Consider the following 14,611-nt stretch of genomic DNA (forward strand, 5'->3'; position numbering starts at 1 on the left):
TTCCTATCTGCTTAAACTGTGTACCTATTTAATCAGCCTACAGAATGCAACAAAAAGGTATTATGGAATATCAATAATTTATTCTTATTTTTCCCAAACCCATCTGATTGGGTCGCCGAAGTCGTCATAGATGATTTTCTTTTTCGGCTTTTTCTTGGGTAAGGGCGTAGGAGGGGATGGTTTCTTTTTTTGCTGTAAAGCGGCAACAACATGGTTTAATGGCGTGCGCTCTTTTTTTGGCTCGCTAAAGCCCATATGGCTCGTGTTATACTTTCCATCAACTAGGCCAGACTCACCCATGTCGATTTGCTGGATCTCTCCCTTTGCTTTGATAAATTGATCTACTAAAGACTCAAGCTCTTTCCGTGTGTCTTTTTTCGTTGTCTTAGGTTTTATCATAGTGTTTGGTTGAGGTGAATCCTGTTTTAAAACGATGTGGTTTTAGAGTTGACCATTAATTATTCATATTAAACGTAAGAGGTAGCTGGTGTCTATTAGCAACTTAATTGTGCATGAGATTCAAAAACATGAAGGCGAACGTAAGGCAATATTAATTGCACGTCCTAATGAGAACCCTGTTGATGGACAAGCTGAAGCGCTTTCTGCTCAGGTGACGAATCTATTTAATCGCTCTGGAATGAACACAGGGCGATTTGCCAACCCTCAAGGGAGTGAAGAAGGAGCACAGCTTCCAGCCTTGCTTACTAAGTATTTTAAAGATAATGCATTTTTGGATTTTTCTGCGTTTACAAAAGAATGTGCGGCGGAATATTTGAAGCATCTTGAGCCAGTAGAAGAAGCGGGTGGTGGTTTGTTGTGGTTTAACCATTACGAGCTACATGATACCCACTTTTTATACATTGTTATGTTGAAGCGTAAGCAGGGGATCGGTCTAGGTGCTGACCTTAGCTTGTCTCAAGTTGAGCAAATTGAAATGGAAAAATTGCATATGGCATTGCGTATCAATTTGACCGCTTGGCAAGGGGGAGATGAGGGGCGATATATTGCTTTTCGATTTGGTCGTGCACCTAAATTTGAAAGTGAGTATTTTACTCAGTTCATTGGTTGTGATGAGCCTAAAGTTGCGGCAAAAGAGACACGTAAATTAGTGGACCTAACATCAGCGTTTTGCCAATCGGAAGGCTTGCCGTCTAAACAGGCAAATGACTTTAAAAAAGTGGTTTCCGAGCATTGTCAGGCGAGAGCGGAAGATCGCGAGCCTCTTGAGATTAAATCGATTGCTTCTGAAGTTGAGTCTCGTTTTTCTATCGAGCAAGCAAATAAGTTTTTAGAAATTGCAGATTCAGATAGCTTTAAAATGGAGAAAGAGATTTTTGTTGAGAAAGCGGCTCTAAAAAAGCTGACTCGCTTATCGGGCAGTTCTCGTGCTTTGACTTTAAGTTTTGACAGTGAATTATTGGGAGAGTCTGTTGTGTTTGATGCAGACTCAGGAACCTTGGTTATCAAGGATCTACCTAAGAGTCTGCTTAAACAACTGCAGTCTGTTTCTAACTAAGACCGAGCAATATTTCCAAATCACTCATAGAATCAAAACAGGCGGTTGCACCCGCAGCCGTCTGAGTTGCTTGATCCATTTCCGCACTATAAGCGAAAACCTTCATACCAGCTGCGCATCCTGCTTTGATGCCAGTTACAGAGTCTTCAATAACGATGCAATCTTCAGGAGCGACATTTAGTGCTTGTGCTGCTTTTAAATATAAATCTGGCGCAGGCTTTCCGTGCTTAACGTCTTCTACACAAAATCGAACGGAGAAGGTGTCAGTTAGTTGTATTTTGTTTAGCTTTAAATCCATTTCAAGGCGTCGAGCATTGGTTGCCATCGCAATTGGAGTGGGTATTTTCTGAAGTAGTTCTCTGACTCCTGAAATGGGCTCAAGTTGAGTCATGATCATTTGGTGGAATTGTTCACGATATTCTTGATCAAAGTTTTCAGGTAAAGCACGGCCGAGTAGTCTTTCTGCGTTACGCATGGTTTCTTGGTTTGTAAAGCCTGTAAATTGCTCGAGAAGTGTCTTTTTGTCTATATCCAAACCTTGTTCGCGCAGCATTGAGGTGTAAATATTGTTAGACATGGTTTCTGTGTCAACAATGACGCCGTCGCAGTCAAAAATGATTGCTTTATAGGAATGAGGCATAAAATAAACTTCGTTGTGAGTGAATTCAGATCATAACGAATTTGAAGATGTTTAAGAAAGGAAAGGGAGGGAGTTTTATTATTTTTCTCCCCTTTAAAGTCGTGATTTACGATATAATTATAGACTGTATCTATGGAATTACAGGTTTGCTTGGCTTAGGTGTTGTGGGCGATCGCTGGTCTTTTTAATAGCGCTTACTGTTGTTTTAAAGAAAGCAACAACCGCTTTTACTTGGCGAGCACGCTTTTGACGGCGAGCATAGTCAGCAGCACCAGTGTCTTCAAAGCCCCATTTTGCTAAAAGTGCTTCATATTGTTCTTGAGAGTCCATGATATTCTCCTGTTTGGTTTATTAAAATGTTGTTTTATTACAACGTTTTCAATATTAAATAGACTCGTGATATTCGGCAAACGATCCTTTTTCACGCTTAAGGTTAGTTTTTTTCATCATTAGAATTTGTTAAGGAAATCAGCTTGTATCAACCATTAGAAAGCTTTTCAAAAAGTTGGATTTTTAAACGCAATGATCCAAAAGTTGAAAAAGACGATTTGGATAAAATTCATCTATTAAGTGAGCAGAGAGCGGGTCAAATTTGGCGGGATTACATTAGCTCTGATCAACTTCATCCAGATCATTTTACAGACCAAGATTGGTTGGCGTCAGAGTCCTCCAAAGCTTCGTTAATAAAGGCTCAATGGGAAAAGTCGTGGGACAGTGAGCAAGTGGAATTACCAGAGGAATTACTGACGCATTTTGCGAATTGGGGAGAGGATACAACCGTCTTTTTTTGCTGCCACAATGAATTAGTATTTGAGCTTTCATGGAGCGTTTTTAAACGAACATGGAAGGCATTCTTGTTTCTTGATAATGGTCCTGTTTTGGTTGGAAAAAAGAAGAAACAGGCAGCACAGTTTCACTCTAATGGATGGGTGAATTTGTTATTGAGAACGTCTTAACTCGTGTTTTTCTATTCTGTAATTTTCTTTCATTTTTGAGTGCTGTTTTATGGCGCTTCGTATCGTCTGCGGCTATTAAGACACCGTTTATTAAAAGCTTGGTAGTAGTGAAGCAGCTTTTGGCTTTGTTCTAAGTGGCCGAGTGTGTCTAAGAGCATTGCGGTGACTTCAGCCGTTGCAAATTGCATTTTGTGGCTAGAATGTCTCACAAGAAAAGAGCGTTTTGCCTCACTGCTCACTTCAAAGTGTGGAATATGCTTTAGCCATTCACTCTGGTGAAACATTTTGCTGGCCTGCTTCCATGTACCATCCAGAATGATAAAAGTGTGCTTTTGTGTTGCGTTGCTTAAAGGCGCAACGGTTCTGAGTTCTCTTTCTTGAGCTTTCGCTGTATCAGTATTTGGAAAAAGAATGGTGCAGCTTCCTTGTACTTTATTGAGGTGTTCAAGCAAAGACTCCGATGGCTCCGTACGACTCCAGATATAGGCTTTTGTATCATCTGGGAATAAATCTGCGATCAGTCGCCCGCTATTGGTGGGTTTGTGAATCTCATCTCGGTGAAACAGTAAGATAAATTCGACAGGTGAAGAGCCAGTATTTCTTAAATGGCAAAAGCATGCATCTTCAGACATCAAGCAATGTGGACACCGAACAAGATTTGATCCTCTTGCTTGGAAAGGTCTCATGGATTCTTGTTTGCATCGCTCGCGAAGAATGTCGACACAATGTGGTTTAAGGTTGGATACCATGAATTTGATGCTTGCTTAATAGGTCTAATAGTTGAAGAAGTAGAGTGTAAGTTGACGGTCGATATTATTGGGATTATCTCTTAAACCTCTACAAAACTCGGTTACTCTTATTAAAACATATTGGGTAGCCGAATTTTGAAAAATTACGTTTAAGTATTAGGTGTTTAACGTAATCTTGACCAAAAATATGCAAATACAAAGGAATGAGTAGAAACCTCCCCTTTACTCCTGTTCGTTGGCTGCAACACGCGATATTGTGTTCAATATTATTTTTGCACTATGAGTTATTTATGAGTCGTTATATCTCTCCGGTGCTGTATATCCTTCTAATGCTTGTAGGATGTATGGCATTTATTTCCATTGCAGGTGTGCGAGTTGGGCTTTTTGAGCCTTCGACTGGCTTCACCATGTTAAGGGAAAGTGTTTTTGCCTCTTTGATTTTGTCTGTTTTAGCAATTGGTTCATTAGGGGTGTGCCGGAAAGAAAATAATATTGCGGGTCAGCGTTTTTTCATTTTGGTACTGACAGTTTCACTTGTTTATAGCTCAATGTGGATTGTGTTTTACGTACAGAAGTCAGGGTTGCCAAAGATTAATGATATTACGACAGACATAGATACGCCGCCTTCGTACATGAATGTCAGTTTTATTCGTAAGACGAAAGAAAATGATGTTAGCTACAATGAAGGTTTTGCCTCTATTCAGCACAAATATTATCCCGAAATACAGCCTTTATTTACGCACCTCGATAAAGCAAATGTTTACTTAGCCATTTCTGAGCTTGTGGAAAAAAGAGATTGGGAAGTCGTGGCTAACTATTCTCAAGTCGGTGTTATTGAAGCGACTGCTCGAACGCCTGTCTTTGGCTTCCGTGATGATGTTGTTATTCGAGTTATGCAGGTCGAAGATGATCAAGTTCGTGTGGACATGCGTTCCAGTTCCAGAACAGGTGGCGGTGATTTTGGCGTAAATGCAGAACGAATTCGCGACTTTATGAAAGACTTATCTGAATCCCTTAACAAATCCTTCATGCCCAAAATGAGTTCTGTTCGATAATTTATCTAGGATTATTGAAAACTCTCGTCATTAAAAATAAGACAAGCTAGACTCTCTAAGTATTCAGTATAAGGGAGAGAGATAGGTGAGTCTTCGTCAACAGCAAAAAGCCAATACACGATCTAAAATCAAAGCGGTTGCTAAAGATGCTTTCTTAAAACAAGGTATAGAAGCTACGAGTACACGCTATTTAAGTACTCAAGCCGGTATTGCGGTCGGCACTTTGTTTGTTCACTTTCCAGATAAACTCTCCCTAGTAAAAGATATTTTCTTCGATGAAATGGATGCGGCTTTGCGAGAAGCTGTAGTGGCGCAAAAAGCTTGCGCTTCACCGATTGATTATTTGCTTCAAACGGCCCAAATGTTATTTGAGTTTTATGATGAATACGCTGAGTTTACAAGGCTAGTTCTATTGGATAGCTTGGCGAAAGGCGGTTTTCATACGAGCCAAATGATGGTGATTTCAGAAGGCATCAGTAAACGCTTTAAGCAAGTTGGCGTAGATGAGCAAACGGCCGCTATTTTTAGTGACAATATGATTGCGAACTACTGGCATATTTTATTAAACGGCGTGCCAAAAGGGGAGTTAGGGAAGCATGCTATCGATCAACTAAAACGCCTAAATTTGCCCTTTGAAATGTCTTATCGAAATGCCCTTAAAAGTCGAAAATCATCTGCTAATTAAGCTCATTGGCTTTTCGATAGGGGCCTTGATAATCAAATAAGCGTTCTGTTACTTGCCAATACTGCTTTTGCTTTTTGGCGATAACGAAGTCTGGAGCGGGCAGGTAGGGTAAAAATCTTTCTACTTCTTCTAATGTATCGAATTGAATAGATTGGCTGCCATTGGCGATTCTTCTACTGAACAGATCATTGAACGACTGGCGCGCTTTTTTATAGTTGAAACGAAAGGTTTCGGAAAGTGTCAGCCCATCTTCGTCGTGATAGGTTATTTTAAGGCTTTTTTCCTTCCATATTATTTCTGGCGTAATGTCTGCGCAGCGTAATACTTTATTGTTTTTTAAGTTTAACGCGCTTCTTAATAGATCATCTGGATCAATGAGTTTTTCTGCGCAATGTTGGCACTGTCGAGCGGCAATGTCATTTTCTTCATTGCAGTGCGGGCAGCGTTTAAAGCGAAAGCGATATGTGCATTGTTCTTCGCCATCCGGCAAATCAATTAATCCGTGGCAACGGCGACCGAAATGTTCAAGGATGTTTCCTTCTGCGTCCTTTCTTCCCCAAAATGTATTTGCGAAATCACACGCAGGGCAATGAATCTGCACAGCGACAGAGTCTTGTGTTGGTTTCTTCTCGCCAATTTCAGGTTGAAATATGTTGTAGCCATTGTTGGTGTAATCCAATACCAAGCAGTCTTTTTTTCCAGGGCTCAACCTTAACCCTCGACCGACAATCTGCTGAAATAAGCTAATGGATTGTGTTGGTCGTAGAATGGCGATGACATCCACATGAGGTGCATCAAACCCAGTGGTCAGAACAGAAACGTTAACAAGATATTTGATCTTCTTTGCTTTAAACGCCTCAATTAAAGCATCTCTTTCTTTGAGTTTCGTTTTGCCTGTGATTAAAGCGGTTTCATCTGCTGGCAAGTAACCGACGATTTCTTTCGCGTGGTCGATAGTGGCGGCAAAAATCATCACACCTTGCCTGTTTTGACTAAGTTGAATGATTTGCTCTGTTACTGCTTGCGTGACTCTGGGGTGTTTGTGGATTAGTTCATTGAGCGCAATGTCATCTGTGTTTTGTTCGCCATCTAGGCTTTCGGTTAAAAGGCTAAAGTCATAATGAGCAACGGCAGCATCATAATGAATCGGTGGCGTTAAATAGCCATTTTTCACCATGTGCTGGAGCGGTAATTCAAAAATACATTTTTTGAAAATACTGTTAGAGCATTGACGAGTATAGCCATGATAATGATTTTTATAGATCCAACCAGAGCCTAAGCGATAAGGTGTTGCAGTCAGCCCTAGAATTTTCACATTGGGGTTGAGAGCCCGAAAATGCGCCAGTGTTTTGTTGTATTGGCCGCTTTCTTCCATACCAACTCGATGGCACTCATCAATAATGATTAAGCTCATGGCTTCTTGGAAGTTCTCTAGATTTGCGGCGATAGATTGAATGCTGGCGAAGGTGGTTTTTTCTGTACTGCTTTTCTGGTTCAAGCCGGCAGAGAAAATTCCCGCAGAAAACCCTGTTGCTAAAAATTTGGCGTGATTTTGTTCTACTAGCTCTTTGACATGGGCAAGACAAAGAACACGGCCTTTGGCTAATCGACTCAACTCAGCAATTACTAAGCTCTTACCCGCGCCGGTAGGCAAAACAATGACGGCTGGGTCGTCTGTATTACGAAAATGAGCAAGAGAGGATTCGACCGCTTGGCTTTGATAATCCCGTAATACAAAAGGCTGAGTCATAAGTGTTGAAATCTTAGTGTGTTAAATGAGGAGCTAAAGTAATATAACCGTCTTGTTAATTTTGCCCTTTTAGAAGTGATTAATCTATCTATGCCTGTCGACACTTGGTCAGTAAAAAAACTTTATGTAGAAAACTCTATTTCGGTATTTAGTCGAGAAGAGCCTTTTGCAAATCTCTTAATGGATTTGAGAACCAAAGGTTGGAGTATTCAGGATAACTTCTTTTCTGCGGATTTTACTCAGGCGTTAGTCGATGAGGCGGAAAACATTGAAAATGTTCAAATGCAGTTGGCAGGTGTTGGGCGCAAGCAAGATCACCAAATATTGCAAGACGCTCGACGTGATTACATTCAATGGATTGACCCTGATAAACCGATCAGAACCGACTTCTTGAAAGTAATGGAAAGCTTGCGCGTGGCGTTAAATCGCCACCTTTTTATTGGCTTATTTGATTATGAAGCCCATTTTGCCCGTTATGAAAAAGGCGCTTTTTATGAGAAACACGTGGACGCTTTCAAAGGCGAAAGTAACCGAGTTTTGTCTACTGTTTTGTATTTGAATGAAGATTGGCAAGAAGGTGACGGCGGTGAATTGGTGATTTACGATGAGCATAATCCCGACATCGAAGTGGGCCGTTTTTTTCCTAAAAAGGGTCGTTTGGCAATATTTCTAAGTGAATGCTTTTATCATGAAGTGGTTGTGGCGCATCGAACTCGGCACAGTATTGCGGGTTGGTTTCGAGTTAATAACACCACAGGGAAAAGCCTCGATCCAGATCAGTAGGGTCATGTTTTTGATCTTATGATGAAAAGGGCATTTTTTGTCAAAACAGCCTCGAAAAATACCTTATAAATCTCTATAATGCGCGCCTTGTTTAATTGCTCTGGTTTTACGTTCCAGATCGCATAGGAGATAGAAAATGTCGAAAGTTGTTGTTTGTGCCCTTTATAAATTTGTTGACCTACCTAATTTTGAATCCATTCGTGAACCATTACAGAAAACATTAGAAGATAATGGTATTCGTGGCACCTTGTTGCTTGCGAGCGAAGGCATTAATGGAACAGTGGCGGGTTCTCGTGAAGGTATTGATACCTTGCTGGCTTGGTTAGATAAACAACCTGGTTTAGACAATATTGTGTCGAAAGAGTCTTACGACGAAGACATGCCTTTCTATCGAACAAAGGTTAAATTGAAGAAAGAAATCGTGACCATGGGCGTTGAAGGTATTGACCCAAAACGCGTGGTTGGAACTTATGTGAAACCGAAAGACTGGAACGATCTTATTTCTGATCCTGATGTGGTTTTGGTTGATACGCGTAACGATTACGAAGTGCAAATTGGTACATTCAAAAACGCTGTTAATCCAAAAACTGAAACCTTCCGTGAATTCCCTGGTTACGTTAAAGAAAACATGGACCCGAAAAAGCAAAAGAAAGTGGCTATGTTTTGTACTGGCGGTATTCGCTGTGAAAAATCCACTGCTTATATGCTTGAACAAGGTTTTGAAGAGGTTTATCACCTTGAAGGCGGTATTCTAAAATACTTAGAAGAAGTGCCAAAAGAAGAAACCATGTGGGAAGGCGAGTGCTTTGTTTTTGATAACCGAGTATCTGTGAACCACGATTTAGAAAAAGGCGAATACGACCAATGTCACGCTTGCCGTATGCCAATCACTGAAGAAGAAAAGCAAGACGAGCGTTACACACAAGGTGTTAGCTGCGTTCATTGCTTTGATAAATTCACCGACGAGCAGCGTCAGCGTTTTGTTGAACGCGAGCGCCAAGTGCAACTGGCTCGCTCCCGCGGTGAAGAGCACATCGGAGCAGAAGTTTTGAGTGCGGTAGAAAAGCATCGCTTAGAAAAAGCGCTAGAAAAAGAGCGCCAGCGTAAGATACGTGAAGCGAAAGCAAACTAGCCCTTAAAAAATCGCTCGACCTTGTCGGGCGATTTTGGTTTAAATCCAAACTATTGATCTTTATAGTGAATTTTTTTGTAATTTCCTCTGAATACATACCACACAAGATACGAAGAGTGGTTTCGAAATTGCTCCGACTACCGTACAATAAAAAATCGCTTTTTATTAGCCAGAATCCATCATGAGTTATCAAGTTTTAGCACGCAAATGGCGCCCGCAAACCTTCCTAGAAATGGCAGGGCAAGATCACGTACTTCAGGCGTTGGTGAATGCGTTGCGTCAACAGCGTTTGCATCACGCGTATTTGTTTACTGGAACTCGTGGTGTCGGTAAAACCACTATTGCACGTATTTTTGCCAAATGCTTAAACTGTGAAACCAATGGAATTTCTCCAGAACCTTGTGGGACCTGTGACAGTTGTCGCGAAATAGTCGAAGGTCGATTTGTTGACTTGATTGAGGTCGATGCGGCTTCTCGTACCAAGGTTGAAGACACACGAGAGTTATTGGAAAACGTTCAATACGCACCGACTCGCGGCCGCTTCAAGGTTTATCTAATAGACGAAGTCCACATGCTGTCGACGCATTCTTTCAATGCTTTGCTGAAAACATTGGAAGAGCCACCAGCGCACGTTAAATTCTTATTAGCGACAACCGATCCGCAAAAACTTCCTGTCACTATTTTATCTCGTTGTTTGCAGTTCAATTTGAAAAATATGTCGCCGCAACGGGTAGTGGATTATCTGCAAACGGTTTTGACAACAGAGCAAGTGACGTTTGACCAACCCGCGTTGTGGCAAATTGGTCAAGCTGCCAATGGCAGTATGCGTGATGCGTTAAGTTTGACGGATCAAGCGATTGCTTTTGGTAATGGCAGCATTTCTGAATCTGGCGTGACGTCCATGCTTGGCTTGGTGAACCAAACTCAAATATTGGATTTATTAGAAAGTGTGGCATCTAAAAATGCCGCCGATGTTTTATCTCGAATCGAACAATTGGCGGATTATCAACCAGATTTTACGGCGATTTGTGGCAGCTTATTAGAGTGTTTGCACCGTGTCGCGATTGAGCAGCAAGTGCCAGGTGCGTTATTGGATCAGCTAGGGGATTTGTCTCGAATCAAAGCCATAGCTCAAAATGTGAGTTCTGAAGAGATACAGGTTATGTATCAAAGCTTGCTCATTGGTCGCCGTGACTTGCATCTTGCTCATTCGGTTCGTGCAGGTTTTGAAATGCTTATGTTAAGGCTGATTGCGTTTCGTCCTGCACCGCCTATGACGGTCAGCCATGATATGTCGGCTGTTTCTGTTGTTAGTGCGCCTACGGCAGACGAAGCGGCTCCGACTTATTCAGAAAAACCTGAAACAACAAGCAGCGAAGTAGAAAAAAAAACAGCGCAAATTGAGGTAGAAACGCCTACTCAATTAGAAGAATCAGATGAAGCCGCTGTAGAAACTAGCAAGCCTGTTGAATTATCGCCAGAAGCTCGCCCGCCTTGGGAAGAGGCGCCTGAAGAATCAGAAGTTGTAAATAGTGACTCTGAGTTCACAGAAGAACCAGAAGTGTCAGTAGAGCCTGAAACGCCAGAAGTGCATGTTGAGCCTTCAGAGGAAATTGCTGAAGAAGAAATAACTCAACCTGTTGAACATGCTCAAAGCGAATCTTTAGGGCCAACAGAAGAACTTAACGAAGAGCCGAACTCCGCTGAATTAGTTGAACAAGCGGCTCCAGAAACGGTCAAACCTTTCGTTGTAAAAGAAGATGCGTTTGCGGAAGAGCCTCAAGATCTTGACGATGAAGATGAGGAAGAAGCAGAAGAAAGAGCCATTGCAGATGTTGTAGACCCTTATAATCCTGCAGCGGAATTGGTTGATGCTTTAAGTGCTGATCCACTTGAAACGATTGAAGAGAAAACCCAACAAGAGAACAACGGGCCTGACTTACGTCTGTCAAAAGTGCCAGATACAATAGCTCAGCCTGCATTGGGAATGCCACTGCCAGAATTGAACCATTATAATGAGTTAACCATGAAACTCTGGTGGCTGGTGGCGCCGCGTTTACCTTTAACTGGATTGGTACAGAATATATTAATGAATTCCAGTTTAGTGGATGCAAGCGATCATGGCGTTCGTTTAGAAGTGCCACTGGAATATGGGCATATGTTGAATCAAACACGTTACGAGCAAATTCAAGGTGCTTTGGGCGATTTCTTCGCTATGAACGTACCTTTGATTATCGATACAGTTGAAGATACAACAGGCGTTACGGCAGAAGAATTTGCAGCGAGCAAACGGGCAGAAGCCTTACAAGTTGCAATAGAACATTTGAATTCACACCCAGTTGTGCAGGCTTTATCGACAACGATGGGCGCACAATTGGTTTATGATACTGTAAAAGTTAAAGCTTAATTGGAGAGAAAGTTATGTTTAAAGGTGGTATGGGTAACATGATGCGCCAAGCGCAGCAGATGCAAGAAAACATGCAGAAGGCGCAAGAAGAAGTTGCCAATATGGAAGTGGAAGGCCAAGCCGGTGCAGGTCTTGTTAAAATCGTGATGACAGGTCGTCATGATGTAAAACGTGTTTCTATCGATGATTCTTTGTTTGAAGACGATAAAGAAATGCTAGAAGACTTAATTGCTGCTGCGGTAAACGATGCTGTACGCAACATTGAAGTTGGTCAGAAAGAAAAAATGGCAGCAGCGACAGCAGGTATGTCTTTGCCACCAGGCTTCAAAATGCCTTTCTAGGAGTTTGCTTTGTTTAGTCCCTTAATTAAAGAACTGATTGAATCATTGCGCTGTTTGCCAGGTGTTGGGCCTAGATCGGCTCAGAAAATGGCGCTGTATTTATTGGAACGTGATCATCAAGGGGCAGACAGACTGGCAGAAGCATTACGAGAAGCGCTCGATAAAGTCGGGCGTTGCTCAAGCTGTCGCACATTGACAGAAGAAACGGAATGTCAGATTTGTCAGGACACAGAACGAGATGCGACACGCCTTTGTATTGTTGAAACCCCTGCAGATGTCATAGCGATTGAATCGGCGGGTAGTTTTTCAGGGCGTTATTTCGTTTTGCTAGGGCATTTGTCTCCGATTGATGGCATTGGCCCAGAAGAATTAGGCTTGGATCGCTTGGAAGCTTTGGTTCAACACAACAAAGTAGAAGAAGTGATTATTGCCACCAACTCAACGGTAGAAGGTGAGGCGACTTGCCATTATATTGCTGAGAAACTAAAAACATTGAACATCAACGTGAGTCGTATTGCTCATGGCGTGCCTATGGGTGGCGAGTTGGAATACGTTGATGGAAACACTCTGGCGTTAGCGCTAGAGGGACGGAAAACACTTTAGTATGAATGATCAAGATGATGCTCTGAATATTATTTGGGTAGCGGATAACGAATCTCTATTGAGCTGGTGTGACTATTGGGCGCAACTCCCCGTTATTGCCGTTGATACTGAGTTCATTCGACGTTCCACTTATTTCCCCATTACAGGGCTTATTCAAATCAGTGAAGGCGACAAAGCCGTACTGATTGATCCTTTAAACATTGATGAATGGGCGCCATTGAAAGCCTTGATGGTCAACCCAGATGTCATGAAAGTGTTCCATGCTTGTTCGGAAGACTTGGATGTATTCGACCGCTTGTTAGGCGTTTTACCTATGCCTTTTTACGATACGCAAATTGGTGAAGCTTACGCAAGCGGTCAATGGTCTTTGAGTTATGTGAAGCTAATTCATGAATATTTACAGATTGAAGTAGCGAAAGACGAAACTCGCTCCGACTGGACTCAACGCCCATTAACCGATGCTCAAAAGCGTTACGCTGCTTTGGATGTGGTGTATTTGGCCAAGGTGTATCCTTTGCAAATTGCCCGTTTACAAGAGAAGAATATGCTTGAGTGGGCCATTGAAGACGGTGAGTCGTTGAAATGGCAATACAAGATGAATTCTGATCCAGAACAAAATTGGTCGAATGTGAAGACAGCATGGCGTTTGTCTCCTGAAGGGCTAACTTTGTTGCGTTTATTGTTTATCTGGCGAGATGAGCAAGCTCGAAAAGAAGATGTGCCGAAAGGACAGATTCTGAAAGATCGCACATTATGGTCGTTATCTAAAATTTTGCCGACTCACCATAAAGCCATTTCGGAAGCGGAAGAGCTAACTGGGCGACAACATCGTTTATACGGCGATGTTATTTTGCAAAATGTTGCTTTGGTAAAAGAGCTGTCAGAAGACGAATACCAATTGCCATTGGAAATGCCTTTGCCTTCTCAAACGGGTGAGTTAAGCAAGAAGATTAAAGCCTTCGTTCGTGAGCGAGCAGCAGAATTACAAATCGCACCAGAAGCCATGCTAAAGCGCAAATTACTAGACCCTTTGGTTCGTCATTTATTTGATGGCAGTGCAATGGATTGGACGAATCCAGCGATGACAGGCTGGCGACGGGATACAATTATCAATCCAATATTAGAACAATTTAAAAAGCCCTAACATGGCGTAAACCGCCTAGAGTAAATTATGAAACAGCATTTAATAGTAGAAGTTTTTCGTTCTTCAAAGCATGACGGAATGTATCTATACGTTGAAAAAAAGGTCGGCTTGAAAGACATCCCAGAAGACTTGATGGCGCGCTTTGGTAAAGGTGTAAGCGCTATGACCATGTTGTTGACGAGCGAAAGTAAGCTTGCAAGAACGACACCGGAAAAGGTCACTGAGGCGATTCGCGAAAAAGGCTTCTATTTGCAAATGCCTCCAGCGAAAGACGACTACTTGCTAGACTTGTATAAAACACCCACAGAATCTGTTTACTAACAGTACTTGCTAAAAACGACGGTTATTAGACATTATGATTGCAAAGCGTTTTGAGCCATTTTGGAAAACTACACCACTGGAGAATATGTCTCCAGATGAGTGGGAATCCATTTGTGATGGCTGTGGGAAGTGTTGTTTACAAAAGCTACAAGATGAAGAAACAGACGAGATTTTTTATACCACGCTTTCTTGTCATCAGTTAGACGTTGGTACGAGCCAGTGTAAAGTTTATGAGACTCGTCAGTCTAAAGTGCCGGGTTGTATTACACTGACGCCAGATAAGATTGACGAATTTCAGTGGCTGCCAGATACCTGCAGTTACCGAGTATTACATGAAACGAAAGAGTTACCGAACTGGCACCCTTTGGTTGTTGGTAACGGCAAAGAAATGCTTCGCCAAGGTTTAACTGTTCAACACTACGCGGTGAATGAAAACACGGTCGAAGAAGAGGAATGGGACACCTATATTATAAAATGGGTTCATGGCATGCCGGAGCCTTATGATCTAACCTAAATCAACAGTGGTCGC

The 14,611-nt window shown here is 42.0% G+C and carries 17 protein-coding genes; 12 read left to right on the plus strand and 5 right to left on the minus strand.

The window, feature by feature from the left end:
- Positions 1–84: 84 nt before the first annotated feature.
- The gene (locus tag ACMUMQ_RS11060; protein ID WP_414682047.1) at positions 85–399 is read right to left on the minus strand and encodes a hypothetical protein; all 315 of its coding nucleotides are present in this window, start codon (positions 397–399) and stop codon (positions 85–87) included.
- Between the two features lie 88 nt (positions 400–487).
- Between ACMUMQ_RS11060 and ACMUMQ_RS11065 the strand changes: the two genes are divergently transcribed.
- The gene (locus ACMUMQ_RS11065; RefSeq protein WP_414682048.1) at positions 488–1,516 is read left to right on the plus strand and encodes a nucleoid-associated protein; all 1,029 of its coding nucleotides are present in this window, start codon (positions 488–490) and stop codon (positions 1,514–1,516) included.
- Here ACMUMQ_RS11065 and ACMUMQ_RS11070 read toward each other — a convergent pair.
- Together ACMUMQ_RS11070 and ACMUMQ_RS11075 are read right to left on the minus strand one after the other, a co-directional pair.
- The gene (locus ACMUMQ_RS11070; protein ID WP_414682050.1) at positions 1,509–2,156 is read right to left on the minus strand and encodes an HAD family hydrolase; all 648 of its coding nucleotides are present in this window, start codon (positions 2,154–2,156) and stop codon (positions 1,509–1,511) included. The genes ACMUMQ_RS11065 and ACMUMQ_RS11070 overlap by 8 nt on opposite strands.
- A 138-nt stretch (positions 2,157–2,294) precedes the next feature.
- Complete coding sequence (locus tag ACMUMQ_RS11075; protein WP_414682051.1) at positions 2,295–2,486, minus strand: hypothetical protein; 192 nt, start codon at positions 2,484–2,486, stop codon at positions 2,295–2,297.
- 143 nt (positions 2,487–2,629) lie between these two features.
- Between ACMUMQ_RS11075 and ACMUMQ_RS11080 the strand changes: the two genes are divergently transcribed.
- Positions 2,630–3,112: a DUF2947 family protein gene (locus tag ACMUMQ_RS11080; RefSeq protein WP_414682052.1), complete on the plus strand. Its 483-nt coding sequence runs from the start codon at positions 2,630–2,632 to the stop codon at positions 3,110–3,112.
- Positions 3,113–3,159: 47 nt separating this feature from the next.
- On the opposite strand, the gene ACMUMQ_RS11085 is transcribed toward ACMUMQ_RS11080, so the two are convergent.
- Positions 3,160–3,861 (minus strand): tRNA-uridine aminocarboxypropyltransferase, encoded by a 702-nt coding sequence (locus ACMUMQ_RS11085; RefSeq protein ID WP_414682053.1) that lies wholly within the window; start codon positions 3,859–3,861, stop codon positions 3,160–3,162.
- Between the two features lie 290 nt (positions 3,862–4,151).
- Between ACMUMQ_RS11085 and ACMUMQ_RS11090 the strand changes: the two genes are divergently transcribed.
- Both ACMUMQ_RS11090 and ACMUMQ_RS11095 read left to right on the plus strand, forming a co-directional pair.
- Entirely contained in the window at positions 4,152–4,916 is a 765-nt protein-coding gene (locus ACMUMQ_RS11090; protein ID WP_414682054.1) for a DUF1499 domain-containing protein, read from the plus strand.
- Between the two features lie 85 nt (positions 4,917–5,001).
- Positions 5,002–5,601, plus strand: coding sequence for a TetR/AcrR family transcriptional regulator (locus ACMUMQ_RS11095; RefSeq protein WP_414682055.1), 600 nt, complete (start codon positions 5,002–5,004; stop codon positions 5,599–5,601).
- Here the strand turns inward: ACMUMQ_RS11095 and radD are convergent.
- On the minus strand, positions 5,594–7,351 hold the full coding sequence (gene radD / locus ACMUMQ_RS11100) for a DNA repair helicase RadD (protein WP_414682056.1): 1,758 nt from the start codon (positions 7,349–7,351) through the stop codon (positions 5,594–5,596). The two genes, ACMUMQ_RS11095 and radD, sit on opposite strands and share 8 nt — an antisense overlap.
- Positions 7,352–7,441: 90 nt before the next feature.
- On the opposite strand from radD, the gene ACMUMQ_RS11105 reads away from it, so the two are divergent.
- The 8 genes from ACMUMQ_RS11105 (at position 7,442) to ACMUMQ_RS11140 (ending at position 14,596) form a co-directional block, all read left to right on the plus strand.
- Entirely contained in the window at positions 7,442–8,134 is a 693-nt protein-coding gene (locus ACMUMQ_RS11105; RefSeq protein WP_414682057.1) for a 2OG-Fe(II) oxygenase, read from the plus strand.
- Positions 8,135–8,270: 136 nt separating this feature from the next.
- On the plus strand, positions 8,271–9,266 hold the full coding sequence (trhO, locus tag ACMUMQ_RS11110) for an oxygen-dependent tRNA uridine(34) hydroxylase TrhO (protein WP_414682058.1): 996 nt from the start codon (positions 8,271–8,273) through the stop codon (positions 9,264–9,266).
- Between the two features lie 181 nt (positions 9,267–9,447).
- Positions 9,448–11,673: a DNA polymerase III subunit gamma/tau gene (gene dnaX / locus ACMUMQ_RS11115; RefSeq protein WP_414682059.1), complete on the plus strand. Its 2,226-nt coding sequence runs from the start codon at positions 9,448–9,450 to the stop codon at positions 11,671–11,673.
- A 14-nt stretch (positions 11,674–11,687) separates the two neighbouring features.
- A complete protein-coding gene (locus tag ACMUMQ_RS11120) occupies positions 11,688–12,014 on the plus strand; it encodes a YbaB/EbfC family nucleoid-associated protein (protein WP_317004130.1) in 327 nt (108 codons plus the stop codon).
- 9 nt (positions 12,015–12,023) lie between these two features.
- Positions 12,024–12,617 (plus strand): recombination mediator RecR, encoded by a 594-nt coding sequence (gene recR, locus ACMUMQ_RS11125; protein ID WP_414682060.1) that lies wholly within the window; start codon positions 12,024–12,026, stop codon positions 12,615–12,617.
- Position 12,618: 1 nt separating this feature from the next.
- Positions 12,619–13,761, plus strand: coding sequence for a ribonuclease D (gene rnd / locus ACMUMQ_RS11130; RefSeq protein WP_414682061.1), 1,143 nt, complete (start codon positions 12,619–12,621; stop codon positions 13,759–13,761).
- Between the two features lie 27 nt (positions 13,762–13,788).
- The gene (locus ACMUMQ_RS11135; RefSeq protein ID WP_414682062.1) at positions 13,789–14,082 is read left to right on the plus strand and encodes a YcgL domain-containing protein; all 294 of its coding nucleotides are present in this window, start codon (positions 13,789–13,791) and stop codon (positions 14,080–14,082) included.
- Positions 14,083–14,116: 34 nt separating this feature from the next.
- Positions 14,117–14,596: a YcgN family cysteine cluster protein gene (locus tag ACMUMQ_RS11140; protein ID WP_414682063.1), complete on the plus strand. Its 480-nt coding sequence runs from the start codon at positions 14,117–14,119 to the stop codon at positions 14,594–14,596.
- Positions 14,597–14,611: the final 15 nt, after the last annotated feature.

Source organism: Marinomonas algae, assembly GCF_047525555.1.
GTDB lineage: Bacteria > Pseudomonadota > Gammaproteobacteria > Pseudomonadales > Marinomonadaceae > Marinomonas.